Genomic DNA, 24879 nt, shown 5'->3' on the forward strand with positions numbered 1-24879 from the left:
GTCACGTTGAGCAGGCCACCAAGCACAAGGTTGCCGGAGACGATGATCCGGTCATTGCGCGGGCCGCCCAGCGTATTGGCCGCACCAAGGTCGAAATCGACCAGCGAGCCAGCGGACAGGTTGAGGTTGCCGAGCGTCAGCACGCCGACACCGCCAACCCCTGCGCCGATACGGCCGCCATCGGCGATGGTGACAGTGCCAGCGATGCTGCCAGTGCCGGCCAGCGAGGCGCCACTCGCGACATCGACAGCAGCGGCGGCATTGGTCAGCGCGCCGGTGACGACAAGGCCGCCCTGCGCAACGGCCAAAGTGCCGCCGAAGCTGCTGGCCGCATTGGTCAGCGTCAGGTTGCCGACGCCCTGCTTGGTGGTGGCACCGTTGCCCACCAGCGGGCCAGCGGCAGTCAGATTGAAGCCGTTGGTGTCGATGGTGCCGCCGTCACCGATGGCATTGATCGTGTTGGCAAGCACCAGATCGGCAGCAGCCGCCCGCAGCGTGCCGCTGTCCTGAATCCGGAGCTCGGCCGTACCAAGCGCTGCGTTGTTTCCAACCGCGATGATGCCGATGGTCAGATTGATCGCGCCGCTCAGCGTGTTGGCGTTGTTAAGGGTCAGCACATTTCCACCGACCTTGAACAAGGTGGAGGCGGCATTGCCGGAAACCACGCCGTTCAGCGCCAGATCGCTGTCACCGCCAATGGTATTGAGACCATCGTTGGAAAGCGCAATGTTGTTGGCCAGTGCAATCGCGGCGCCGCTGAAGTTGCGGAGCCCGCCTGAGACCAGTGCCAAAGCGCCGGTGCCCAGCGCGGCGTTATCGCCGACATGGATCATGGCGCCGCCATCGACGACAGTGCCGCCCGCATAGCTATTGGCGCCGTTCAGCGTGAGTATGCCAGCGTTCTGCACCAGCAAGCCGCCGTCGCCGCCGACGATGCCATCAAGCGTCAGGCGATTGCCATTTGTGGCGATGGTGCCGTCCAGGAGGAGCAAAGAGCCGACGCCGAGCAGGTCGATGCTGGTCGTACCGGCGCCCAGCGTCACTGCATTGACGAGCGTGATGTCCTGAGCCGTTGCTGCGAGGCCTGCGATAAGGCCGGTGCCGCCTGCCGTCGTCAAAGCGCCGGCGCCGATAGCGCTGCCGTTGCTGATCCGGATATTGCCGGCCGTCAGGTTCGTGCTGCCGTAGCTGTTGGTGCCGGTCAGCACCAGGGTCCCAGCGCCTTGCTTGGTCAGCACGCCGCCGCCGGCGACTGTGCCGCCCAGCGTCAGGTCGCCGGCAGTCGTGTCATATGCCGTCACGCCGGTCAGGGTGAAGTTGTTCGCCAGCGTGCGTGCGCCGCCGACAGTCAAGATCGACGTGCCGTCGGTCATTCCGACGTCGCCGGTGGACAGTGCAAGGTCGTTGCCGACGCCCACGCTGCCGGCCAGCAGCAACGTGCCGCCGGTGTAGCTATTGACGCCCGTCAGGATCAGCTGGCCTGCGCCGGCCTTGATCAGGCCATTGGTGCCGGTCAGCGCCGAGCCGATTTCCGCCGTGCCAGACGCGACATTGAGGATGCCGGCGTCCATGCTGAGGGCGCCGCCGCTCAGGATGTAACCCGAGGTCAGGAAGTTAAGCGCGCGGAAGTTGAGCGTGTCGCCCAGCGTCACCGCGCCAGCGGCGCCGCCGAAGTTGCCCACCGTGCCTGCAAGGCCGGCCTGGTTGCCCCACGCAAGGTTGAACGTGCCATCGGCATTGGTCCAGTTGGTGTTGGTCAGGTTGAAGGTGCCGTCACCGCCGTCGACGCCGCCGTCGGGACCGAAATCGCCGCCATCCCAATTATACTCGCCGGCATAGCTGCGAAGCAGGTTGACCTGGCCAACCGTCCCCGTGTCGATGACATAGGAAACGCCGACCGGGGGAGCGCCCAGCACGCCGCCGAGCGACAGGCCGCTATCGCTGAGCGCGCCGCCATAGTTGATGATGCGATAAGCGCCGACACCGACATTGAAGCCCGCAAGCGCATTGACGTTGAGCGTGCCGCCCAGCGCCAGATTGCCGTTGCTGACGAGCAAATCGTTGCTGCCGCCGACAACATTGATCAGTCCAAGATCGAAGCTGATGGCCGAGGACCCGGAGAGCGTCAGCGCATCGGCTGTCAGCGTGCCGGCGGCGCCCGGGGTGGCGCCCGGGGCAATCGTTCCGACGATGGTCGCCAAGCCTTCAACCGTGCCCGTGCCGGACAAAGTCGTTCCAAGGGAAGCAGATACGTTGCCCTGGATGGCGCCAAGCAGATTCACGCCGCCGCCATTGATGGCCAAAGTGCCGGGCTGGGCATTCACCACATTGGCCAATGTCAGCGTGCCGGCGCCTTCCTTGTCGGCGCCGCCTCCGGACAAGGACCCGGTCAGCGTCACATCATTGCCATTGGTATCGATATTATAGGCAATACCGGCCGCATTGATGTTGTTCGCAACTGTCATCGCCGCATCGAAGCGCAATGTCGATGGCGCCGTGACCGACACATCATCAACGCCCAGCGCCGCAGCCTGCGAGGCGGCAAGCGTGCCCGCGCCGATCGCCAGACCGCCGGTGAAGGCATTGGCACCGCCAAGCACAAGCGTGCCGAGCCCAGCCTTGGTCAAGCCGTTCACGCCGCCGATGCTATTGTTGAACGTGGCCGTGATACCGGCGTCGGTGTTGATGGCGCCGGCATCAATGGCGAGATCACCACCAACAACAACATAGCCATCCGACGAAAAATTGAGCTGCTTGAAGTTCAGCGCGCCGCCGGGGGCGCCCGTCGTGTCAACGGTCACCGTCCCGGTGCCGGCCGTGAAATAGCCGTTGGAGGCGGCGACATCATTGCCCCAGCTCTGAATCAGGTTGCCGTTCACGTCGGTCCAGTTGCCATTGGTCAGCGACCAGGTCTGGGTACCGCCATCAACAGTGCCGTCACCGAACGGACCATTGCCGTCCCAGTAGAATTCGGTGAACGCCGTGGACAGCACATCGAGGCGCACAAGATTGCCGGCCACGGACAGCGTGCCGGTGAAGGCGACCGGCAGCGCCAGGCTGCCGAACGCGCCGCTGATGTTGCCTGCATCGGACCGGAACAGCGCATAGCTGCCCTGCGCAAAGCCGGCGAGGCCGGTGATGTCGAGGTTGCCACCGAGCACCAGCGCATTGTTCACCACTACGAAATCACTGCCATTGGCGCCGCCGAGACCCAGATTGGGCGCGGCAAGGCCGAAACGGCTGGTCGAGCCGGCATCGAGCGTCAAGTCGGAGAAGGACAAGGTGCCGACGCTGCCGGCAACGCGCGCATCACCCGGCGACAGCGTGCCGCCAGACTGGATCGTGGTCGTACCGCCGAAATCGCCGCCGGTACCGGCAAGCGTTGCACCGCTGTTGACCGTGATGCCCGTCGACAAGCGACCAATGAGGTTGAGCGTTCCGTCAGCAACGGTGACGCCGCCCGAAATATTGTTCGACGTCGCGGGTGCGGCAGACGCGTTGGTGATCGTAAGGATGCCGGCGCCACGCTTTTCGAGCGTCATGATCTGGCCGCTGATGGCATTGAGATCGCGAAGCTGCCCGGAAATGACCGTGTCGAAGCCGCGCGTGTCATAGGTCACAAGACCTTCGCCGCGAATCCGCTTCGAGATATCAAGTCCAGCGGTGAAAGATGCCAGTCCGGCAGGGCCGGGGCCATTGATGATGACATCGGTTCCATTGCCAAGGGCATTGGCATGGCCGATGCCGATCACGCCCGTCAGGATTTCGGTAGTACCGGTGTAGCTGTTGTTGCCGGCCAGCACGAGAATGCCGTCGCCGCCGCCCATGAACACATCATCGTTGCCCGAGATGTTGCCGCTGATCGTCATGGTAGTGCCGGCGTTGCCGGTCCGGAAACGCGCCTGGCCGCCTGCCGTTACCATATTATTAGCGATGTTGTAATTGTTGGCGACATTGGCGACGCCCAGCACGGCATTGGCCGTGAAGGTGACGGTGCCAGTGCCCAGCGAGCCGTCGCCGCCCAGATCGATGATGCCTTGCGACATCACAACGCCGCCGGTGAAGCTGTTGACTGCATTGCCGAGAATCACGGTGGACGAGCCGGTCTTCACCAGGTTGCCGGCGCCGCTGATCAGGCCGTTGATCGCAAAATTGTCGCCGCTGACTGTCAGGGCGTCATTCAGGATGACATTGTTGGCGATCGCACGCGAAGCGGTGCTGCCCGACAGGGCGGACGCACCCGTGACAGTCACATCGCCGCCGCCGAGCGCGGTGTTGGAACCCACGCGCAATGAGCCACTGTTGAGTTCGGTGCCACCCGTGAAGCTCGTCAACCCGCTGATGTCATTGAGGGTCAACTGGCCTGAGCCGGTCTTGACCAGTCGCAAGCCACCCGTAATCCGGCCGCCGAACGTGGTGTTGCCAGCGTTGGAGACGGTGAAAACCGCATCGGCGCCGCTGTTGGTGACCGTGCCGCCATTGCCGCCGGCAAGACCGCCAACCGTGCTGCTGAAGCCGGCAACGTCGAGGATGCTGGATCCGTTGATGGTGAAGGTCGAAAAAGCCGACAGGCCGGTGGCCGAGCCAGCAAACAATGTGCCGGCCGAGATCGTCGTTGCGCCAGAATAGGTGTTGACGCCCGACAGGGTCAGGGCGTTGACGCCGAGTTTCTGCAGGCTGAACAGGCCGCCGCTGTCGGTCATGTCGCCGCCATAGACCGTCGCGCTCGAAGGGGTGATGCGCAGCAGGCCGTTGGTGATCTCGGCGGGGTTTGCCGGTGACAACTGGCCGAAGTTGCTGATGTTGACGACGCCGCCGCCAAGATCGGCGACCTGGGCCGCCGCCGGGGCCAGCGCGGTGCCGGCCAGCATGAGAGCGGACAGCGAAACGCCGAACCGGCCCAGGCGGCCCTTGCGAGCCGGTGCTTCGAACACGTTTTCAGAAACGCGAGTCGCGGCAAAGTTAATCATGAGAACCCCCCGAGGATGAGCATCAGCTAAATTCAATGGATGAAACCATAGAGATAAATTGCCGGAAAGCAACTTTTTCGCATTGGCGGCCAATCAGGAAAAGCATCGGCTATGATACGCAACGCACGGCAATCCGGACGCAATTCCGGCTGAAGTCGATCGCCGCCGTGGCGTCGCGCGCGCCCTTTGCATCAGCCAAGTGCGGCGCAGGATGAACGCATCCGCTGATGCAAACCCTTCGCCGGCAGCCGTGGCAAGCGTTCAGGCGTTCAGGCCTTCAGTGCGTCCGTCTGCATGTCAGGGGCGGCAGCGGCGGCAAATGACAAGCCCTGCACGGCCGATTCGGCCCGCAGCAGCAGTGGGTATGAGTCAAGCGGCGCCATGACCCTACGTGCATTGTAAAGCTGGGGCACCAGGCAGATATCTGCAAGGCTGAAGCGGTCGCCGTACATGAACTCCCCGGCATGGCGCTGGGCAAAGTGTTCAAGCGCCGCAAGGCCAAGGCCGACCCAATGCCGCGTCCAATCGTCCACGACAGCCTGTTCGACGCCCAGCGGCGATTTGAGATACCGCTGCACCCGCAGATTCCCGAGCGGATGAATATCAGCCGCCACCATCAGCGCCGCCGCCCGCACACGCGCTCGGCCAATGGCGTCGCCCGGTAGCAGCGGCGGTTCGGGGTGGGTCTCGTCGAGAAATTCGATGATGGCCAGGCTCTGGCCCAGAACGGCGCTGCCAATATCAAGCGCCGGCACCAGCCCCTGCGGATTGCGCGCAAGATAATCTGCGCCCGATTGCACGTCGTGGCGCAGATCGATCGGCACCGAATCATACGCCAGCCCTTTGGCCGCCAGCGCCAGCCGCACCCGCCAGGCCGCCGACGAGCGCCAATAGCCATACAGCGTCAGCGAGCCGTCCGGCATCAGCGCCCGCCCGGCGAGGCCGTGTGATAGGGGTTCTTGCCGCCACGGAACGAGAGGCGGATCGGCACCCCTTCGAAATCAAGGTCGTCGCGCAGCGTGTTGACCAGATAACGGCCATAGCTGGCAGGCAGATCCTCGGTGCGATTGCCGAAGATAATGAAAGTCGGAGGCCGGTTCGCCACCTGGGTGACATAGCGCAGCTTGATGCGCAGCCCGCCAGCCGCCGGTGGCGGATTGCGGTCGAGCGCGGCCTCGAACCAGCGGTTGAGCGAAGCCGTGGAAACACGGCGGGACCATTTTTCCCGCGTTTCGAACGCGGCCTTCATCATCAGGTCGAGGCCCTTGCCGGTCTGGCCCGACAGCGCCACCAGCGGCACGCCGCGAATCTGCGACAGCCCGTCATCCAGCGCCTTGCGCACGCCCTGGAACAGCTTGCTCTGATCCTGCGCAACGTCCCATTTGTTGAGCGCGATGATGAGCGCCCGGCCTTCGGACAGCACCAGATCGGCAATCCGCAGATCCTGTGCCTCAAGGCCCAGCGTGGCATCGAGCAGCAGCACCACGACCTCGGCAAAGTCGATGGCGAGCTTGGTATCCTGGGCCGACATGCGTTCCAGCTTGTCGACGACCTTGGCGCGTTTTCTCAGCCCAGCGGTATCGACAAGCCGGATCGGCTGGCCATTCCATTCCCAGGGCACTGCGATGGAATCTCGGGTGATGCCGGCTTCGGGGCCTGTCACCAGGCGGTTTTCGCCAATCAACGTGTTGATGAGCGTCGATTTGCCGGCATTTGGCCGACCGACGATGGCAAGCTTCATCGGCCCGCCTTCGTCTTCCTCGGTCTCGGTCCCAGCCGACGCAGCAGCGGCAGCTTCGATATGCGGCGCCAGAGCTTCGTAAAGGTCGGCAAGGCCAAGCCCGTGTTCGGCCGACAGGCCGATGGGCTCTCCAAGACCGAGTGCATAGCTTTCGGCGATGCCGACTTCTGCGGCCTTGCCCTCGGCCTTGTTGGCGATCAGCAGCAGCGGCACATCCCGCTTGCGCAGCCAGGCGGCAAAATGCCGATCAAGCGGCGTGATGCCGGCGCGGGCATCGAACACCAGCAACGCCACGTCCGCGTCGCCCACGGCAGAATCGGTCTGCTGGCGCATGCGGCCGGCCAGGCTTGCCTCGTCGGCGTCTTCGAAGCCGGCGGTGTCTATGGCGGTGAAATGGAGGTCGAACAGCACGGCGGCGCCTTCGCGGCGGTCGCGCGTGACGCCGGGCGTATCATCGACAAGCGCAAGGCGCCGACCGACAAGCCGATTGAACAGGGTGGATTTGCCGACATTGGGGCGGCCGACGATGGCGACCCGGGGGCCTGTGGGAACGGACATGCGCGGTCCCTAGCAGGCTCGCCGCCTCAGCGATAGGCAGTCAGCTTGCCATCATCGGTCAGCAGGTACAGCATATTGTCGGCAACCACCGGCGCAAGATAGGCCGGGCCGGACAATTTGATCGTGCGTTCCACCTTGCCATTATACGGGTTGATGGCCAGCATGGTCTGGTTCGATCCGGTCACCCACAGCTTTTCCCCGGCCAAAATCGGCCCCTGCCATTGCAGCGGACCCTTCTTTTTCTTGGCCTTGCGGAACTGTTCGAGCTGGATGACCCAACGCACCTTGCCCTCGCCGCGAGTCAGGCAGAGCACTTCGCCTTCGATCGTGACGATGTAAATGAACTCACCGGCCGCCCATGGCGTCGAGGTGCCTGCGAAATTGCGTTCCCAGACTCGCTGGCCCGTCGCCAGTTCCAGCGCAACCATGCGGCCACCGTGCCCGATGGCATAAACCCGGCCGCGGTCGATGACCGGCGATGCGTCGATGTCGGCCAGCGCCGCCATGGCGGTGGAGCGCCCGGTGCGTGCCAGTTGGTCGGACCAGACGGTGCGGCCATTCTCGGCGCGCAGCGCGTTGAGTTCGCCGGACGAGAAACCCGCCACGACCGTTTCCAAAGCGATAGCGGGCGCGCCGGCGCCCAGGATGCTCGCCACTTCGACGGTGCCGGTGATGTTCCACAAGGAATCGCCAGTTTCGGCATTCATGGCAAACAGTTGATTGTCTTGGGTCAGCACAAACACGCGGTTGCCCGACACGGCCGGGCTGCCACGCAGCGGCTCGCCCAGCGGCTTTTCCCACAGCAACTTGCCGGTGGCTGCATCGAGCGCGGCGGCAAGGCCCTGCCCCGATGCGGCAAACACCCGGCCGTCACCAAAGCTGACACCGCCGCCAAAGGCCGTTCGCACGCTCTTTTTGGGAATGCGCAGATCATGTGACCAGGCAACACTGCCGGTCTTGGCATCAAAGGCCCTGATCGTGCCGGTGATGTCCATGGTGAACACGCGGCCGCCACCCACGACCGGTGCGGAATTCAGCCGCGCGGTGCCGCTGCTGCCGCTGCCGATCGAAGCCGACCAGACCGGCGCGATGTTGTCGCCAAGCGCGACATGGCCGCCCGACTTGGCTTGGCTGCCGCCGGGCTGTGACCAATCGGCATTGGGCTGCGGCGAGGGCAGGACGATGGTGACGTCCTTGAGCTCGCTTTCAGCCTCGGCCTTGGTCTCGAAGCTCAGGATCGGGATACGCTCGCCAATCGTCGGCGTGCGCTTCTTGTCGATCTTCTTGAACACGCCGCAACCCGCCAACGCGAGCGACAGGATCAAGAGCAGCGTCCATGATTTGGTGCGCAAAATGCCTGTCCTCAACGCGGCGCTGCCGGCGAGGCCGGTGCGCGTTCCATGCCCAGAGTGGCACTGTCGATACCCTGCGCCAGTGCCAGTTGCGCCACGCGGCCACGCAGCGAGGGCGGCAGCGATTCGTCCTTGACGATGGCAACGAGCAGCGGCCTCGCGGCATCGGCTTGTCCGGCCTTCAGGTGCGACAGCGCCGTCATTTCGCCGGCGAGGCCGAACCACGGGTTACCCGGCACCGCCAGCGGCTTGAGCCGGGCGATCACGGCAGCCGGTGCCAGCGTGTCAAAGCCCAGCCGCACGGATTTCACCAGCGCGGCATCGCGCAGGGGCTGGGGCTGCGCCGTATCGGCGGCAACCAGGTCATAGAGCGCGATGGCCTTGGCAGTGTTGCCGCCAGCCACAAGGTCGTTGGCCAAGGTCATGCGGGCAAGGCCCGGATAGGCGCCGGAGCCATTGCCGGCCAGTTCGGTCAGTACCGGACGGGCGCGGGCGCCTTCGCCGACTTCGAGCTGCGTCATGGCCTGCGTCAATTGTTCGCCAGCAAGGCCGCGACCCTTGGCTTGCTGGTCCTGCCACCACAGCCAGCCGCCGAGCGCGCCTAGCGCCAGCAGCAGCAGCGCGACACCGAATTTGCCATAGCGCTGCCAGATGCTCAAAATCTGGTCGCGGCGGACTTCCTCGTCGACTTCGCGCAAAAAGGCTTCGTCAGGACTGGCTGGAGAATTGGCAGGGGGTTTGGCCAAGGTCGGTCATGCTCCTGTACGGATCGGGCGCGCGTGCACCCTTGTCTGCGCCGCGCTGAATGCCCGATGACCCGGCCCGCGTAAAGGGCGCGTAAAGGGCGCCCGTCATCCGGGCCGACTTCGCCCGGCGCCTTCAACGATAAAGCTGCGCCTCGGCGGGGAACCGGCGGCTCCGCACGGCGTCCGCATAGCTGCGCGCGGCATCGGAAATCCGTGCCGCAAGATCATCGAAACGTTCGACAAAACGCGGTACCCGCTCGAACATGCCGAGCATGTCGTCCACCACCAGCACCTGGCCGTCACAATCCGGCGATGCCCCGATGCCGATGGTCGGGCAGGAAACACCTTGCGTGATGGCGCGGGCCAGCGGCTCCACCACGCCCTCGACAACAATGGCAAAGGCGCCGGCATCGGCAATGGCGCGGGCATCGTCGAGAATCTTGGCCTGTTCGGCTTCGCTGCGGCCGCGCGCGCCATAGCCGCCCAATGTGTTGACCGCCTGCGGTGTCAGCCCGACATGGCCCATCACCGGGATACCGCGCTGCGCCAGAAAGGCGACCGTTGCTGCCATGGCGGTGCCGCCCTCCAACTTGACACCGGCCGCGCCGGTTTCCTTCATGACGCGGGCTGCGGTCATGAACGCTTGCTCGGGGCTGGCCTCGTACGTGCCGAACGGCAGGTCGATGATGACGACGCTGCGATACGACCCGCGCACTACGGCGGCGCCATGCGCGATCATCATGTCGAGCGTCACCTTGACCGTCGTGTCGAGGCCGTAAATCACCTGCCCGAGCGAATCGCCGACCAGCAACAGGTCGCAATGCAGGTCGAGCAATTGCGCCATGCGGGCCGTATAGGCGGTCAGCATGACGATGGGCTCGCCGCCTTTGCGCTTCTGGATGGCCGGAACCGTCAGCCGGCGCACCGGTTCGGGGACAGGATGGGCGCGGCTGGTGGCGGTATCAAGTGTGAAGGTGGTGCTCATGGCCGCCCTTTAGGCCCGGGAGGTCGCAAGCTCAACCATGCCGCATGGCAGCCGTCGCGGCCGGACAGTTGGGCCGCTGCCGCGGCTGGACGCCCGGTCCCATGACAGCCATTATTGGCCTGCTGCCAATTCCATGATCACATCCCATTCCGCATCGGTGATCGGCGCTACCGACAGCCGGAACTGGCGAAACATCGCCATGCCGGCAAGACGCGGCTCGGCCTTCATGGCGGCCAGCGTCACAGGGCTGCGAACGGCGCGCTTGGGGCCGACGCGCACTGCGGGAAATCGCCCCTTGGGATCGCTGGGGTCGATGAAATGCTCACCCGTCACCTCGGCAATCCCGACAACGGCAAGCCCCTCGTTGCTGTGGTAAAAGAGCAGTTCGTCGCCAAGTGCCATGGCACGCAGATATTGCGCGGCCTGGTTGTTGCGCACTCCGTCCCAGACGGTGCTTCCGTCCATCAACAACTGGTCCCAGCTGTATTTGAATGGTTCGGATTTGATGAGCCAGCGGGCCATGTCAGAGCACCTGCGCCCATGTATCGGGCTTGAAGCCGGCGAGCAGCACATCCTGTCCAGCTGCACCGGGTCCTTCCAGAATGGGACGCTTGATCATCGACGGGTTGGCCAGCATCAGGCGCACCGCCTTGGCGGCAGCGAGATCTGCCCTGGCGGCAGCGAGATCTGCCTTGGCGGCAGCGAGATCTGCCTTCTCGGCGTCGGGCAGCGCGCGATAGGTCGTGCCGGCGCGATTGAGCACGGCTTCCCACCCCAACGCATTGATCCAGCGCGCCAGATAGTCCGCATCGACACCAGCAGCCTTGTAGTCGTGAAAGGCATAGGCCACACCCCTGGTATCGAGCCAGGCCCGTGCCTTTTTCACCGTGTCGCAGTTCCTGATGCCAAATAGCGTCAATGCCATGAACAAGCTCCCTTTGCCGCGCCCCATGCCTCAGCCGGGTCGGCAGCGACAAGCGCGCAGATGCCGCGCGAGCTGTGAGGAACGGGAAAAATTGGTGCGGACGGCGGGACTCGAACCCGCACTTCCAATGGAAAGCGGATTTTAAGTCCGCTGCGGCTACCGGTTTCGCCACGTCCGCAAGGGATTCCGCATGGCATTGGTCATGACGCCGGCCCCATTACAAGGACATCCGCCAGCCACGCCGGCAACGCCATCAGGCAGCATGCGAGCAGCCCGACTAGACGCCTCAATCGGCGTTTAAGCGCTCGCGCAATTCCTTGCCGGGCTTGAAATAGGGGACGCGCTTGGCTTCCACTACGACGGAGGTGCCGGTACGCGGGTTGCGACCGGTACGGGCGTCGCGTGCCCGGGTCGAGAAGGCACCAAAGCCACGCAATTCGACACGTCGGCCCGTGGCAAGCGCGCCGCTGATCTCGTCAAACACGGTCGCCACGATCCGCTCCACGTCGCGGATGGTCAGATGCGGATTATTTTCGGCAACAATTGCCACAAGTTCGGACCGGATCATGTTTTCAGCCCTGTGTTTGCGCCGTCCCGGGTTTCCCGTTAACGACGCCCCTCCCGATGCAATGAAACTCTACGCCAGATCATTGGCCGGTCAAGACAAAATGGGGGCGCTTTGGACCCCAAAGCACCCCGAAAAAGGGATTATTGCCCCCACCGGCGATGCGGCGGGGGCAAAATCACATTTCAATCAGGACTTGTCGGCGTCTTCGCGGGCCTTGTTGAAGGCTGCGCCAAGAATATTGCCCAGCGTCGCGCCCGAGTCGGACGTGCCATATTGAGCAACCGCTTCCTTCTCTTCGCTGATCTGAAGCGCCTTGATGCTCAGCATCGGCTTGCGGCCCTTTTCGAAGCCGATGATCATCGCATCGACCTTCTGGCCGGGCTGGAAACGCTCGGCCTTCTGCTCGTCACGGTCACGGCTGAGATCGCCGCGCTTGATGAAGACGACGGTGCCGTCATCGCCAAGCTGCACGTCCAGGCCGCCATCGCGTGCCGCGACCACGGTTGCCGTGATGATGTCGTTCTTCTTGAGGTCATTGCCGGTGGCGGCAGTGATGACGCGCGGGCCGGCAGCTTCATCAAGCTGCTTGATGCCGAGGCTGATGCGCTCTTTCTCGATGTCGACTTCCAGCACCCGGGCGCGCACGCGCTCGCCCTTGTGGTGGCGTGACAGCGCCTGCTCGCCGGTCAGGCCCCAAGCGATGTCCGACATGTGGACCATGCCGTCGACTTCGCCTTCCAGGCCGATGAACAGGCCGAATTCGGTAGCGTTCTTGACTTCGCCCTCGATTATCGTGCCGACCGGATAGGTTTCGGCGAACACTTCCCACGGGTTGCGCTGGGCCTGCTTGAGACCAAGGCTGATGCGGCGCTTTTCCTCATCGACTTCGAGCACCAGCACTTCGACTTCCTGGCTGGTCGAAACGATCTTGCCGGGATGGACGTTCTTTTTCACCCAGCTCATTTCGGACACGTGCACCAGGCCTTCGATGCCGGCTTCGAGTTCGACGAAAGCACCATATTCGGTGATGTTGGTGACGCGGCCGGTGTGGCGCGAATCCACGGCGTACTTGGTCGCCGCGGTCGTCCAGGGATCGGCTTCGAGCTGCTTCATGCCCAGGCTGATGCGCTGGGTTTCGCGGTTGATGCGCACGATCTGCACGCGCAGCACGTCGCCGATGTTCAGCACTTCGGACGGGTGGTTAACGCGCTTGTAGCTCATGTCGGTGACATGCAGCAGGCCGTCGATGCCGCCCAGATCAACGAACGCACCGTAATCGGTGATGTTCTTGACGGTGCCGTCGACGATCTGGCCTTCAGCAAGGCTGAGAATCAGGCCGGAACGCTGTTCAGCGCGCGATTCTTCGAGGATCGAGCGGCGCGAAACCACGATGTTGCCGCGCTTGCGGTCCATCTTGAGGATCTGGAACGGCTGCGCCAGGTTCATGAGCGGGGTGACATCGCGTACCGGGCGGATATCGACCTGCGAGCCGGGAAGGAAGGCAACAGCACCGCCAAGGTCGACGGTGAAGCCGCCCTTGACGCGACCGAAGATGACACCTTCGACGCGCTCGGCCGCAGCGAACTGGCGCTCAAGGGCATCCCATGAAGCTTCGCGGCGGGCGCGGTCACGGCTGAGCATCGCTTCGCCATTGGCGTTCTCGACGCGGTCGACATAGACTTCGACTTCGTCGCCGACGCTGACATTGTGCTTGCCGTCGAGGCCGGCGAATTCGCGCAGCGGCACACGGCCTTCGGACTTGAGGCCCACATCGATGACTGCAAGGTCATTTTCGATGCCGGTGACAACGCCGCGAACGACGCGGCCTTCAAAACTCTGGTTCTTGCCGAGCGACGATTCGAGCATTGCTGCAAAATCATCACGCGTCGGCTGCGTAGCAGAAGCCGTCTGGGCGCTGGTAGCCATAGGGACAGAACAAACCTTCAAATCTGGGCCGGCACGCGCCATCAGCGGCGTGTTCGTGAAACCCATCAGCAGTGCACGATTGCCCGCTGTTCATCGCCGTCGCGGCGGCACCATGCCGACCGCTCAGAACAAAGCCGGAGAAAGGCAAAGCGCCGGGTAGCCCGAAGCCCCCGGTCGTCCAAGCCCTTTACTGGCTGTTCGCGGCCAGTGCCTTTTCGACAAGGGCAACAGCAGCGCGAACGGCTGCGTCTATAGCCAAATCGCTGGTGTCCAGCAAGGCGGCATCACCGGCGCGCTTGAGGGGGGCTGCGCTGCGCCCCGAATCGCGCGCGTCGCGTGCTTCGATATCGGCGAGCACGGCAGAAAAATCCCGGCCATCGCCGCCGCGCACCAGTTCGGCATGGCGGCGGGCCGCGCGCACGTCTGTTCGTGCCGTGACAAAAAGCTTGGCACTGGCATCCGGCGCAATCACGGTGCCGATGTCGCGGCCATCCAGAACGGCGCCGCCGGGCTGGGCCGCAAAATCGCGCTGCCGATCAAACAGGGCAGCACGGACCGCCGGGTGTGACGAGACAATGGAGGCATAATCCGAATTCAGCGCGCTCATCAGATGCGGGTCATCGAGCAGGGCCGGCGCCATCGTCAAGGCCGCACGCTCGGCCGCGGCCGCATCGAACGGATCCTCGCCAGCCAGCCGCACTGCCAGCCCACAGGCACGGTACAATTTGCCGGTATCCAGATGCGGCAAACCGAAATGCCGGGCCAGTGCCTTGGCGATGGTCCCCTTTCCGCTGGCGGCGGGGCCGTCGACGGCAATGACTATGGGATGTGTGCTGGCCATGCCCCGGCGTTTAAAGGCCAGCGACGATACGAGCAAGTCGCGGCGCAAGCCCCCGGCGCAGGTCGGGGTGCTTGGCATAGACGCCGGGTTGGGGCATGGTCACATCAGGGTCATCGCTGCCGCTTGCCGGCAACAGGGGTGCGCATGATCCGATCTCCATTAACAGGCGCGCACGCGCCGGGCCCAGCCCCCATCCTGTTCATAGCCGGCACGCGGCCCGAAGCCGTCAAGCTGGCACCGCTCATCATCGACCAGCATGCGAACGGGCTTTTTCCGCTGCTCGTCGCCACCGGCCAGCAGCGCGAGATGCTGGCCCAGGCGCTGGCGGCCTTTGGGCTGGTGCCCGACCACGACCTCGACATCATGGACCATGGCCAGACACCGGATGCCGTCGTTGGCCGGCTGGTGCCAGCGCTGGCCGGTCTATTTCGTGAACTTCGCCCCGGCGCCGTGGTGGTGCAGGGCGACACCGCCAGCGCCTTTGCCGGCGCGATTGCCGCCAGCTATGCGCGGCTGCCGCTTGCCCATGTCGAGGCCGGCCTGCGCACCGGCGGCGGCGAGCCATTTCCAGAAGAGATGCACCGCAAGGCCATCGCACAGATGGCCGGCCTGCATCTGGCACCCACCCCTGCCGCTGCTGCGGCTCTGGCACGCGAGGGCATTGCCGGCGACAGCGTCCATATCACCGGCAACAGCGGCATCGACGCGCTCCACCTGATGCAACAGCGACTGGCCGATGATGCAGGGCTGCGCGCGCGCACCATCGTGCAGTTTGCCGAAGTCGATACCACCCGGCCATGGCTGCTGGCCACCGTCCATCGCCGCGAGAATCATGGGCGACGGCTGGAGCAGGTGCTGGAGGCGCTGGCGGTGCTGGCGCGCGACGCCGAAGTGCTGCTGCCCGTTCATCCACATCCTGCCGTATCGGGACCGGTGCGGGCGCGGCTCAGTGGTCTGCGCCACGTGCATTTGCTGCCGCCGCTCGATTACGCCAGCTTCGTGTGGGCGATGGCTCGATCCGCGCTGGTGCTGACTGATTCGGGCGGCATCCAGGAAGAGGCGCCGGCGCTGGGCCTGCCGGTGCTGGTGCTAAGGGACAGCACCGAACGGCGCGAAGGTCTTGGCACCGGCAATGCCCTGCTGGTCGGCACCGACACCGGGCCAATCATTGCGGCGGCGCGGCGGCTGATCGCGGACAGCGCGGCGCGGGCGGTCATGGCTGGGCCGAGCCTGCCATACGGCCAGGGCGATTCGGCACGGCGCATCAATGCACTGCTGCTGGGCCTTGCCGACGGGCGCCCAGCCGTTCCATCATGGCAACAAAACCCGGAAAGCTGGTCGCAATCGGCCGTGCATCATCGACAATGACGGGCGCGCGGGCATGCAGCCCGGCAATGGCGAGGCTCATGGCGATTCGGTGATCAAGATGCGCCGGCACGGTCGCACCGCCAGCAATGGCCTCGCCGCCAGTGCCGGTGATGATCATGCCGTCTGCCAGTTCCTGCGTCATCACGCCGATAGCCGACAGGCCTGACGCCATGGCTGCAATGCGGTCGGATTCCTTGACGCGCAATTCCTCGAGACCGCGCATGATGGTGCGGCCCTGCGCAAAAGCCGCCGCAACGAACAGTATCGGAAATTCGTCGACCATCGATGGCACCATCTCCGGCGGCACTTCGATGCCGGTCAATGGCGCATGGCGGACGTGCAGATCGGCCACCGGCTCTCCGCCGACATCGCGCAGGTCATGCAGTGTGATGTCGGCGCCCATGGCCCGCAGCACGTCGATCAGCCCGGCGCGGGTGGGGTTGAGCCCAACGTTGCTGATGCGAATGTCGCTGCCCGGCACCACCAGTGCCGCCACCATCGGAAACGCGGCGGACGAGGGATCGCCGGGCACGGTCAGCGTTTGCGGGCGCAATTGTGCCTCGCCGCGCACGGTTATGATCCGCCCCTCCGGCGCAGCTTCCACGGTCAGATGCGCGCCAAAACCCGCCAGCATCCGCTCGCTGTGATCGCGGGTTGGCACGGGTTCGACAACAACTGTGTCGCCAGGCGTGTTCAGCCCGGCCAGCAACACTGCCGATTTGACCTGCGCCGAGGCGACGGGAAGCACATAGCGCAGCGGCACGGCCGGGCAGGCGCCGGTCATCATGAGCGGCAATCGCCCACCGGGGCTGGCGGTGATATTGGCGCCCATCTGACCGAGTGGGTCGATGACCCGGCCCATCGGGCGCCTTGACAACGAGGCGTCGCCTATAAAAGTGGCAGTGATCGGATGCGATGCGACAAGGCCCATCAACAGCCGGGTCGAGGTGCCGCTGTTGCCCATGTCGAGAGCCACAAGTGGCTGCAGCAGTCCGCCGACGCCGACGCCGTGAACATGCCAGCGCCCGTCTTCACCGCGCACAATATCGGCGCCCATCGCCCGCATTGCAGCCGCCGTGGCCAAGACGTCTTCGCCTTGGAGCAGGCCGGTGATGATGGTTTCACCCACCGCCAGCGCGCCGAGCATGAGCGATCGGTGACTGATGGACTTGTCGCCTGGGACCGTGACCGCGCCAGCCAGCGGGCCATCTGCAGAAAGGCTGAGGGGCATGGGGACGCCGTCGCTGTGGGTCATTATCCGGTTTCGTCGCTGATTGGTGCAGCGACGCGCTTTGACAGGCGGGACGGCCTGTGGCAATGCGCCCGGCTTTCCGGGGTCTGTTTCGCACGCCTTGCGCATGCGGATGTCGCCCGGGTTCACGGAGACAAATGTGGTGAAGGCTGAATGGGGCACCAAGCGTGCCTGTCCGAAGTGCAATACGCGCTTTTATGACCTGACCAAGGATGAGCCGGTGACGTGCATTGCCTGCGGCTATGCCTGGATTGCCGAGCCTGTGCTGAAGTCCAAGCAGACGACTCCGTTCGAGTCGTCCAAGCCGGTGGCCGTAGCCGAAGGCGAAGACGTGATTGCGGCGGTAGACGAGGATCTGGACCTCGATGCCGATGACGAAGTCAGCGAAGCAGCCGACGTCGATCTGGGCGATGATGATGATCTGGGCGTCGTCAGCAGCGGCAAAGACGACGAAACCTGAGATTTCGGCTCGCGCCGGCTGTTTTTTGGCTGGCGTGAGCAAATTTCGGCTTGCGCCTGTAGGGGCTTTGTCCTAACCGGCGCGTCCCAATGCGGCGCGAAATCGCTGCAACCGTGGTTCGGGGCCTTAGCTCAGCTGGGAGAGCGCTACGATGGCATTGTAGAGGTCAGCGGTTCGATCCCGCTAGGCTCCACCAACCACATACGGTCCAAAAGGGCGCCGCCTGCGATTTGCAGCGGCGCCCTTTTCGCGTTCGGGGCCGGCAGCGGCGTTACCAGGCGGCAAAGCGGCTGGCCGCACCCTCGCACCAAGTTTGCACCAGATCCTTGCCGATGGTCATTGCCCGCCATCCCGCCACGCCCGCCAGCGAAACGGCTGGCGAAGGCACGGGCGCCGCGACCCCGCGAATCACAAACAACCCAGTCGGATCGACGCGAAAATACTGGCCGGCATGGGCCATCATCTCGGCGACATTCAATGTCGCGCCGCTCATCACCTGCGAATCGACGGGGCGCTCCATGGCCGCGAGCCGCGACAACGCATCGACATATTCGGCGGTCCAGCCCCAGTCGGCGGGACCGGGGTCTTCGATCTCAAGCGGCGGCGGTGCCTCGCCCTGCGCTGCGGCATGCAACTGAGCAACGATCCGCGCCGGCAGGGAGTGCGCCGACCCCAGCCGCGAATCATGGGCATGGAGCAATGCGGTGGCCATCGGCAGTCGCCGCTCGGAACGCAGCACCGCCAGCGCGCCTATCCGCCTTCGCGTTGATGCCTGAGCCGGCAGGTTTGCCAATTCGGCGACATGAATCAGGCGCGGCGGCCGTGACAGGCCGGAAATGCGCTCCACCACGGAATCGATGATGGCGTCGCGCCCGCCGGTGCCATCGGCAATGGCGTAAACTGCGTTTGCGGCAGCAGCAGCTGTGTCCAGCGCTGCGTCATCGGTCAATGCCTCGACGGAATCGGTGATGCCCAGCGCGGAAAACGCCTCTTGGGCCATGCCGGTTTCAGTGGCGACAACGGCATGGCCGCGGGCATCGAGCAGCCGGGCCAGATAGGCGCCAAGATGGCCATCGGCACCAATGATAAGAGCAAGCGGCTTGGTCATGCTTGCCAAATCGGGAGGCCGCGCCGGCAAGTCAAGGCCGGGCGAAGCCGCTCCCCGGCACGCGTGGACCATAAAGGCTTTGAACTGGCCGGCCTCTGCCCGTAGAAGACGGCACTGGCAGGGCATTTGGCGCCCGGTCCTGGGCAGAGTGCGCGTGGCGACAAGCAGAATCCTCCAACCTTATGTCAGCCGCCGCGAACCCGGCCGGTTGACGCGCGTCGTGCTGGCGGTGGGTTTCGTGATGCTCGGCGCCTTTTATGGCCTGATGTCGACGCTGCTACCCGCACAGCTTCTGGCCATGCCGCTCAGCCCCATCCTGATTCTGGGCGCGGTCTGCCTTTGGATGCTGCCGGACGTGGGCGAGATCGACACCACGACCATGAGCAGCATCGCAGTCTGGTTCATCGCGATCATGCCGGTCTGGCCCAGTTATGTCGCCATCAACCTGCCGGGTCTGCCCTGGATCACCCCGACGCGCGGGCTGACGGGTGCGCTGTTGGTGATGGCGCTGGTCGGTATTTCGACATCATCGGACTTTCGCGCCCGCATCCATGATGCCTCCGGGGCCATGCCCTATATGCGGCGGATTTTCTGGGGCTTTTTCGCCACCATGATCATCGCGATCCCGTTTTCGCCGCTGCTGTTCCAGACCGTCAACCGCTGGGCCAACAACCAGATTTTCTGGACGATGACCTTTTTGCTGGTCGGCTATTTTGCCACCTACAAGGGCTTTGTGTCGCGGATTGCGCGGGCACTGGTCGTGGCGTTGGCCATTACCATCCTGATCGGCCTGTATGAATATCGTTCGCAGTCGGTGTTCTGGCTGCCCTATCTGCCTGCCTTCCTCAAGGCCGATCCCGAAATTCTTGCCCGTGTCGCCGAAAGCCAGGCACGTGCCGGCACCAACATCTATCGCGTCCGCTCGACCTTCCCGGTATCGCTGTATTACGCGCAGTATCTGGCGCTCATCTTCCCGTTCGTCATCCACTACCTCGTGGCGACTCCCAAGGTGCGGGACAAGCTGCTGCTCGGCCTTTTGGCGGTGGCGACCATGGTGGTCATGTATCTGACCAATGCGCGCTCGGCCATGGTGGGCCTGTTGCTCACCCTCATCATCTATCCGTTCTTCTGGGTCTGGCGCACCCGCAAGCGCGACCCGCAATCGATCGGCGCGTCGGCCGGCCTGTTCGCCTATCCAGCGGGCATGCTGGTGGTGACGCTTATCGTGTTGTTCTGGAACCGGGCGCGCGTCGCCGTGCTGGGCGGCGGCCAGCATCAGGCGAGCAGCGACGCGCGCGGCGCGCAATGGGACATGGGCATCCCGCGCATCATCCAGTATCCGTTCGGGCATGGCGCGGCCACGTCGGGCGAAGTGCTGGGCTATACCAACCGCGCCGGCGAAGTGACGGTCGACACCTATTATCTCACGCTGCTGCTCGATTACGGCGTCTTTGCACTACCCTTGTTCATGCTGATGTTCGGTCTGCCGCTCTGGCACGGATTTCGCGCCTATATGAAATCCAGGGATGATGAAACCGACTTGACCGCACCGCTGGGCATCGCGCTTTTCAACTTTGTCGTCATCGCCGGCGTGCTGAGTTCCGAAGCCAACCAGCCGATCGCCTTTGCCATCCTTGGCTGCCTGGGCGGCCTGATCTGGCGCCAGAACAATGGCATGGTCCGGCAGCCACGATTGCCGCCGCCAAAGCCATGAGCGAAGCGCCCGCCGGCAGCCGTGCCGATTATCGCCATTTTCACGCCATCACGACCCGTTGGCTCGACAATGACGCATATGGCCATGTCAATAACGCCATTTACTATGGCTGGTTCGACACTGCCGTGAACGCAGTGCTTATCGCGCGCGGTCTGCTCGATGTCGCCGCTGGTCCGGCCATCAATCTGGTTGTCGAATCGGGCTGCCGCTATTCCAGGGCCGTGGTTTTTCCAGAAACCGTCGAGGCTGGCCTTCGTATCGCCAAGCTCGGTACATCCAGCGTGCGCTGGGAAATCGGCCTGTTCACGGTCGGCCATGACAGCGCTGCCGCGCAGGGGCATTTCGTCCATGTCCATGTCGACCGCACCACCCGAAAGCCGCAGCCCATGCCGCCGCTGTTTCGCGAACGCCTTGCCGATTTGATCGCCTGATGAGCCAGCCTTCGCTCCGTTCGCGCCTGTCGCGTCATTTCCGCACCGGCCGCGACCGGTTCCTGCGCGAATTGATCCTGGCCGAGCGCGCGCGTGTCGAGGGCCGCTTTCACATCGCCGACCTTGGCGGCCGCGTGGATTACTGGGGACGAGTAGGCATCGATTTTCTCATCGCCAACGACATCCACGTCACTGTCATCAACCAGACGGCTGACGAGTTGTATGCCGGTGATGGCCATGAACGTTTCAGTCTGGCCGTCGGCGACTGTTGCGCGCTGGACGATGTGGCCGACAACCAATTCGATATGGTGCACAGCAATTCGGTGATCGAGCATGTCGGCGGCTATGCCCGCAAACAGGCCTTTGCTCGCGAGGTGAATCGCATCGCACCCGCGCATTACGTGCAGACGCCGAACTTCTGGTTCCCCATCGATCCGCACTGGCCGGTCATGCCGTTCTTCCACTGGCTGCCGCTGTTATGGCGCTGGCGACTCCTGATGCGCTTCAAGCTGGGCTGGGGCGGGCCGCACCGCTCGATTGCCCATGCCATGGGCGACCTTGAGGGCACGGTGCTGGTCGACGGCGCCCAGATGCGCGACCTGTTCCCCGTCAGCCGCATCCGCGCCGAACGCTTCGCATTGCTCGCCAAATCGCTGATAGCGGCTCGCTCTCGCGCCTGAAGCGCCAGCGCCTTCTGGACAGGCGGGGCGCCAGCGCATAATCGCGTGGCGATGCATACACCCGATGATTCCGTCCTGATCCTCGATTTCGGTAGCCAGGTCACCCAGCTCATTGCCAGACGCGTCCGCGAAGCCGGCGTCTATTGCGAGATCGTGCCCTTTGCCAAGGGTGACGAGGCCATGGCGCGGCTCGGTCCCAAGGCCATCATCCTGTCGGGCAGCCCGGCATCGGTCACCGACGAAAACGCTCCGCAGATCCCGCCAGGCGTGTTGGCCGCGACCGTGCCGATCCTGGGCATCTGCTACGGCGAACAGGCACTGTGCGCCCAGACCGGCGGCGCAGTCGGCCCATCCGGCCACCGCGAATTCGGACGCGCCGAAGTCGAAATCGTCGATGATTGCGCGTTTTTTGCCGGGGTCTGGGCCAAGGGTGAGCGCCGCACTGTCTGGATGAGCCATGGCGACCGCATCGATGCGATTCCGCCCGGCTTCCGTGCCGTCGCCGTGTCGGCCGGCGCACCCTATGCCGCCATCGCGGACGATGGCCGCCGCCGCTATGGCGTGCAGTTCCACCCCGAAGTGGTGCACACGCCCGAAGGCGGCGCCCTGCTGAGCAATTTCGTGGCTGGCGTTGCCGGCATCACGCCCAGCTGGTCGATGGCCGGTTTCCGTGCCACCAAGGTCGCCGAAATCCGCGAGCAAGTGGGAGACGGCCGGGTCATCTGCGGGCTGTCCGGCGGCGTCGATTCGGCCGTTGCCGCCGTGCTCATCCACGAAGCCATTGGTGATCAGCTGACCTGCGTGTTCGTCGATCACGGCTTGTTGCGCGCTGGCGAAGCCGAACAGGTCGTGACGCTGTTCCGCGAGCATTATCACATCCCGCTCGTCCATGTCGAAGCCGAGGCGCTGTTCCTGGCGGGCCTGGCCGGCGTCACCGACCCCGAAAAAAAGCGCAAGTTCATCGGCGGCGCCTTCATCGATGTGTTCGAGGCCGAAGCAAAGAAAATCGGCGGCGCGGCGTTCCTGGCGCAGGGAACGCTGTATCCCGATGTCATCGAAAGCGTCTCGTTCACCGGCGGCCCCAGTGTGACGATCAAGAGCCATCACAATGTCGGCGGCCTGCCGGCACGCATGAACATGGCACTGGTCGAGCCGCTGCGCGAATTGTTCAAGGACGAAGTGCGGCGGCTGGGCGTCGAACTTGGCCTGCCGCCGGCATTTGTCGGTCGCCACCCCTTCCCCGGCCCCGGCCTCGCCATCCGCATTCCCGGCGAAGTCACCAAGGAAGCCTGCGACACGTTGCGGCTGGCCGACGCCATCTATCTCGACGAAATCCGCAAGGCCGGGCTGTATGACGATATCTGGCAGGCCTTTGCGGTGCTGCTGCCCGTCCGCACTGTCGGCGTGATGGGCGACGGGCGCACCTATGAAAAGGTCTGCGGGCTGCGGGCCGTCACCAGCGTCGATGGCATGACTGCCGATGTCTATCCGTTCGAATCGGCATTCCTGTCACGCTGCGCTACCCGTATCGTCAACGAGGTCAAGGGCATCAACCGCGTCGTTTATGACTACACATCCAAGCCGCCCGGCACCATCGAGTGGGAATGAAGGCACCGTGTTGTCGCACTCCCCTTGCAAGGGGAACGATTGCACGGTCATGACCGTTTCATAAGTGGACCTCGGGGCGTCTTCCCTGCTATTGAAACATTTGTGGTGTAGGATCGGTGAGATGTCTGACGGGAGTTCATGGGTCGAGATCGTGCTGCTGGCCATGCTGGCGGCGTTCATCGGCCTGCGTCTGGTGAGCGTGCTCGGCAAGCGCACGGGACAGGAACGCCCGATCGGCGACAGCAGCCCGCGCGCCGTTCCCGAAGTGGTGCCGGCAGTGACTCGCGACGCCAGCCGGGCGCCGCGCAGCATTGCCGCCCTGCCTGCCGGCACAGACGCGGCGCTGGCGCCCGCGCTGCAGGCGGTTGCCAATGTCGATGCAAATTTTGAACCGCAGCGTTTCGTTGACGGTGCCAAGGCAGCCTATGCCGTGATCCTCGAAGCCTTTTGGGCCGGTGATACCGGTGCCATGGAGGGGCTGGTGTCCGACGAAGTGCAGGAAAACTTCGACAGCGCGATCCAGGCCCGCGATGGCAGCAAGCTGAAGAACCGCCTGATCGGGCTGGACGCCGCCGCCATAACTGCGGCCGAACTGGTTGGCCAGATGGCCGAAGTCACCGTGCGTTTTGTGGCGCGCGTCACCATGGCCGGCGCGGCACCGATGCTCACGACCGATATCTGGACGTTCAGTCGGCATGTCACCAGCCGCGATCCGGCCTGGCTGCTAATCGCGACAGACGACGAGCCCGGCCCCGACGCGCTTCCAGCCTGACGCCAGCCCGTTGCGCAGGGCCGTGATGCGCCAATTCCACAGATTTCCGTTGCCAGTGCTGCTGGCGCTTGCCGTCGCCGCTTGTGGTGGGCCGGCAAAGCGCCCGGCGCCGCTGCCGCCTGCGCTGGCCACACCCGTTGTGGCTGCCCCGCTTATCATCGCGCCGGCGGCGGCGCCGCGCGCGGTCGATCTGCCCCGGCAGACCATGGAATTGATGGACATTCCGGGTGCAGACGCCGCGTTGGCGGCGTTTCGCAAAAGCTGCGCATCGCTGCAAAAGCGTGAGGACCGCAGCGGCTTGACCCAGGCCGGCGACTGGAGCGCCGCCTGCACGGCAGCCGCCAAGACCACTGACGCGGCTGCGTTTTTTCGCCTGCATTTCACCGCGCTGGCCATTGGCGCCGAAGCGGGCAAGGGTTTCACCACCGGCTACTTCGAGCCTGAAATTGCTGGCTCGCGCGTTTCGGCCGCCGGGTTTCCCGCGCCATTCTACCGCCGTCCTGCTGATCTGATCGAGGCGGACCTCGGCGAATTTGCTGCCGATCTCAAGGGCCGCAAGCTGCGCGGGCGCATCGCCGGACAGCGCCTCGTGCCCTATTTCGACCGGGCCGCGATTGCCGCCGGCGCGCTGGTCGGGCGCGGACTGGAACTGGCCTGGGCCGCAGACCCCTTCGAGGCGTTTTTCCTCGAAATTCAAGGATCGGGCCGGCTTCGCCTGCCCGACGGTAGTATCATGCGCATCGGCTATGACAGCCAGAACGGGCACGGCTATGTCGCCATCGGCCGGGTGCTGATCGACAGGGGCCTGCTGCCCAAGGGCGGCGCCAACATGGACGCCATCCTGGGCTGGCTGCGCGCCAACCCGGCCGAGGCG

General features: G+C 64.5%; 21 protein-coding genes and 2 tRNA genes. 9 read left to right on the forward strand and 14 right to left on the reverse strand.

From position 1 onward, the window contains the following. From RMQ73_RS06605 to RMQ73_RS06660, 12 genes are all read right to left on the reverse strand, one after another. The coding region (locus tag RMQ73_RS06605) for an autotransporter-associated beta strand repeat-containing protein (protein WP_310497297.1) at positions 1–4970 on the reverse strand (4970 nt) is incomplete at its 3' end. A gap of 269 nt (positions 4971–5239) precedes the next feature. Then, entirely contained in the window at positions 5240–5893 is a 654-nt protein-coding gene (gene maiA, locus RMQ73_RS06610) for a maleylacetoacetate isomerase (protein WP_310497298.1), read from the reverse strand. Then, the gene (der, locus tag RMQ73_RS06615) at positions 5893–7269 is read right to left on the reverse strand and encodes a ribosome biogenesis GTPase Der (RefSeq protein WP_310497299.1); all 1377 of its coding nucleotides are present in this window, start codon (positions 7267–7269) and stop codon (positions 5893–5895) included. Before der ends, maiA begins: the two co-directional genes overlap by 1 nt. Before the next feature lie 26 nt (positions 7270–7295). Continuing rightward, on the reverse strand, positions 7296–8594 hold the full coding sequence (locus tag RMQ73_RS06620; RefSeq protein WP_310497300.1) for a PQQ-binding-like beta-propeller repeat protein: 1299 nt from the start codon (positions 8592–8594) through the stop codon (positions 7296–7298). A gap of 38 nt (positions 8595–8632) precedes the next feature. Continuing rightward, a complete protein-coding gene (locus RMQ73_RS06625) occupies positions 8633–9367 on the reverse strand; it encodes a tetratricopeptide repeat protein (RefSeq protein WP_310497301.1) in 735 nt (244 codons plus the stop codon). 133 nt (positions 9368–9500) lie between these two features. After that, positions 9501–10352: a 3-methyl-2-oxobutanoate hydroxymethyltransferase gene (panB, locus tag RMQ73_RS06630; protein WP_310497302.1), complete on the reverse strand. Its 852-nt coding sequence runs from the start codon at positions 10350–10352 to the stop codon at positions 9501–9503. A 111-nt stretch (positions 10353–10463) separates the two neighbouring features. Continuing rightward, positions 10464–10874 carry an EVE domain-containing protein gene (locus tag RMQ73_RS06635; RefSeq protein WP_310497303.1) on the reverse strand — a complete coding sequence of 137 codons (411 nt, stop codon included), beginning with the start codon at positions 10872–10874 and terminating at the stop codon, positions 10464–10466. A 1-nt stretch (position 10875) separates the two neighbouring features. Continuing rightward, the gene (locus RMQ73_RS06640) at positions 10876–11277 is read right to left on the reverse strand and encodes an ArsC/Spx/MgsR family protein (protein ID WP_310497304.1); all 402 of its coding nucleotides are present in this window, start codon (positions 11275–11277) and stop codon (positions 10876–10878) included. A 92-nt stretch (positions 11278–11369) separates the two neighbouring features. Next, positions 11370–11455, reverse strand: a tRNA-Leu gene (locus RMQ73_RS06645). 108 nt (positions 11456–11563) lie between these two features. Next, positions 11564–11845 (reverse strand): integration host factor subunit beta, encoded by a 282-nt coding sequence (gene ihfB / locus RMQ73_RS06650; protein ID WP_310497305.1) that lies wholly within the window; start codon positions 11843–11845, stop codon positions 11564–11566. Between the two features lie 186 nt (positions 11846–12031). Then, the gene (rpsA, locus tag RMQ73_RS06655) at positions 12032–13711 is read right to left on the reverse strand and encodes a 30S ribosomal protein S1 (protein ID WP_409049843.1); all 1680 of its coding nucleotides are present in this window, start codon (positions 13709–13711) and stop codon (positions 12032–12034) included. Positions 13712–13958: 247 nt separating this feature from the next. Beyond that, positions 13959–14594, reverse strand: a complete 636-nt coding sequence (locus RMQ73_RS06660; protein ID WP_310497317.1) for a (d)CMP kinase — start codon at positions 14592–14594, stop codon at positions 13959–13961. Positions 14595–14756: 162 nt separating this feature from the next. Here RMQ73_RS06660 and wecB point away from each other — a divergent pair, with 162 nt between their 5' ends. Beyond that, on the forward strand, positions 14757–15980 hold the full coding sequence (gene wecB, locus RMQ73_RS06665) for a non-hydrolyzing UDP-N-acetylglucosamine 2-epimerase (protein WP_310497307.1): 1224 nt from the start codon (positions 14757–14759) through the stop codon (positions 15978–15980). Here the strand turns inward: wecB and aroA are convergent. Continuing rightward, positions 15877–17235, reverse strand: coding sequence for a 3-phosphoshikimate 1-carboxyvinyltransferase (gene aroA / locus RMQ73_RS06670; protein ID WP_310497308.1), 1359 nt, complete (start codon positions 17233–17235; stop codon positions 15877–15879). The two genes, wecB and aroA, sit on opposite strands and share 104 nt — an antisense overlap. Before the next feature lie 136 nt (positions 17236–17371). Between aroA and RMQ73_RS06675 the strand changes: the two genes are divergently transcribed. Both RMQ73_RS06675 and RMQ73_RS06680 read left to right on the forward strand, forming a co-directional pair. Next, the gene (locus tag RMQ73_RS06675; protein ID WP_310497309.1) at positions 17372–17692 is read left to right on the forward strand and encodes a TIGR02300 family protein; all 321 of its coding nucleotides are present in this window, start codon (positions 17372–17374) and stop codon (positions 17690–17692) included. Positions 17693–17812: 120 nt separating this feature from the next. After that, positions 17813–17888 (forward strand) — tRNA-Ala (locus RMQ73_RS06680). 75 nt (positions 17889–17963) lie between these two features. Here RMQ73_RS06680 and RMQ73_RS06685 read toward each other — a convergent pair. Next, on the reverse strand, positions 17964–18800 hold the full coding sequence (locus tag RMQ73_RS06685; protein ID WP_310497310.1) for a hypothetical protein: 837 nt from the start codon (positions 18798–18800) through the stop codon (positions 17964–17966). A 154-nt stretch (positions 18801–18954) separates the two neighbouring features. On the opposite strand from RMQ73_RS06685, the gene RMQ73_RS06690 reads away from it, so the two are divergent. The 6 genes from RMQ73_RS06690 to RMQ73_RS06715 all read left to right on the forward strand — a co-directional run. Further along, a complete protein-coding gene (locus tag RMQ73_RS06690) occupies positions 18955–20514 on the forward strand; it encodes an O-antigen ligase family protein (protein WP_310497311.1) in 1560 nt (519 codons plus the stop codon). Further along, positions 20511–20945, forward strand: a complete 435-nt coding sequence (locus RMQ73_RS06695; RefSeq protein ID WP_310497312.1) for a thioesterase family protein — start codon at positions 20511–20513, stop codon at positions 20943–20945. Before RMQ73_RS06690 ends, RMQ73_RS06695 begins: the two co-directional genes overlap by 4 nt. After that, on the forward strand, positions 20945–21625 hold the full coding sequence (locus RMQ73_RS06700; RefSeq protein WP_310497313.1) for a class I SAM-dependent methyltransferase: 681 nt from the start codon (positions 20945–20947) through the stop codon (positions 21623–21625). Before RMQ73_RS06695 ends, RMQ73_RS06700 begins: the two co-directional genes overlap by 1 nt. Positions 21626–21676: 51 nt before the next feature. Further along, positions 21677–23233 carry a glutamine-hydrolyzing GMP synthase gene (gene guaA / locus RMQ73_RS06705; RefSeq protein WP_310497314.1) on the forward strand — a complete coding sequence of 519 codons (1557 nt, stop codon included), beginning with the start codon at positions 21677–21679 and terminating at the stop codon, positions 23231–23233. A 121-nt stretch (positions 23234–23354) separates the two neighbouring features. Then, a complete protein-coding gene (locus RMQ73_RS06710) occupies positions 23355–24005 on the forward strand; it encodes a Tim44/TimA family putative adaptor protein (protein WP_310497315.1) in 651 nt (216 codons plus the stop codon). A gap of 139 nt (positions 24006–24144) precedes the next feature. Next, positions 24145–24879: MltA domain-containing protein (locus tag RMQ73_RS06715; RefSeq protein ID WP_310497316.1), on the forward strand; the 735-nt coding region annotated here is incomplete at its 3' end.

It is taken from the genome of Sandarakinorhabdus sp., from assembly GCF_031430775.1.
Taxonomy (GTDB): Bacteria; Pseudomonadota; Alphaproteobacteria; order Sphingomonadales; family Sphingomonadaceae; genus Sandarakinorhabdus.

Excerpts from the sequence above, each read along its gene's own strand:
- RMQ73_RS06685 (WP_310497310.1), bottom strand. The coding sequence starts at position 18,800 with ATGACCAAGCCGCTTGCTCTTATCATTGGTGCCGATGGCCATCTTGGC.
- maiA (WP_310497298.1), bottom strand. The coding sequence starts at position 5,893 with ATGCCGGACGGCTCGCTGACGCTGTATGGCTATTGGCGCTCGTCGGCG.
- ihfB (WP_310497305.1), bottom strand. The coding sequence starts at position 11,845 with ATGATCCGGTCCGAACTTGTGGCAATTGTTGCCGAAAATAATCCGCAT.
- RMQ73_RS06640 (WP_310497304.1), bottom strand. The coding sequence starts at position 11,277 with ATGGCATTGACGCTATTTGGCATCAGGAACTGCGACACGGTGAAAAAG.
- RMQ73_RS06710 (WP_310497315.1), top strand. The coding sequence starts at position 23,355 with ATGTCTGACGGGAGTTCATGGGTCGAGATCGTGCTGCTGGCCATGCTG.
- aroA (WP_310497308.1), bottom strand. The coding sequence starts at position 17,235 with ATGACCCACAGCGACGGCGTCCCCATGCCCCTCAGCCTTTCTGCAGAT.
- panB (WP_310497302.1), bottom strand. The coding sequence starts at position 10,352 with ATGAGCACCACCTTCACACTTGATACCGCCACCAGCCGCGCCCATCCT.
- RMQ73_RS06635 (WP_310497303.1), bottom strand. The coding sequence starts at position 10,874 with ATGGCCCGCTGGCTCATCAAATCCGAACCATTCAAATACAGCTGGGAC.
- guaA (WP_310497314.1), top strand. The coding sequence starts at position 21,677 with ATGCATACACCCGATGATTCCGTCCTGATCCTCGATTTCGGTAGCCAG.
- der (WP_310497299.1), bottom strand. The coding sequence starts at position 7,269 with ATGTCCGTTCCCACAGGCCCCCGGGTCGCCATCGTCGGCCGCCCCAAT.
- wecB (WP_310497307.1), top strand. The coding sequence starts at position 14,757 with ATGATCCGATCTCCATTAACAGGCGCGCACGCGCCGGGCCCAGCCCCC.
- RMQ73_RS06700 (WP_310497313.1), top strand. The coding sequence starts at position 20,945 with ATGAGCCAGCCTTCGCTCCGTTCGCGCCTGTCGCGTCATTTCCGCACC.
- RMQ73_RS06695 (WP_310497312.1), top strand. The coding sequence starts at position 20,511 with ATGAGCGAAGCGCCCGCCGGCAGCCGTGCCGATTATCGCCATTTTCAC.
- rpsA (WP_409049843.1), bottom strand. The coding sequence starts at position 13,711 with ATGCTCGAATCGTCGCTCGGCAAGAACCAGAGTTTTGAAGGCCGCGTC.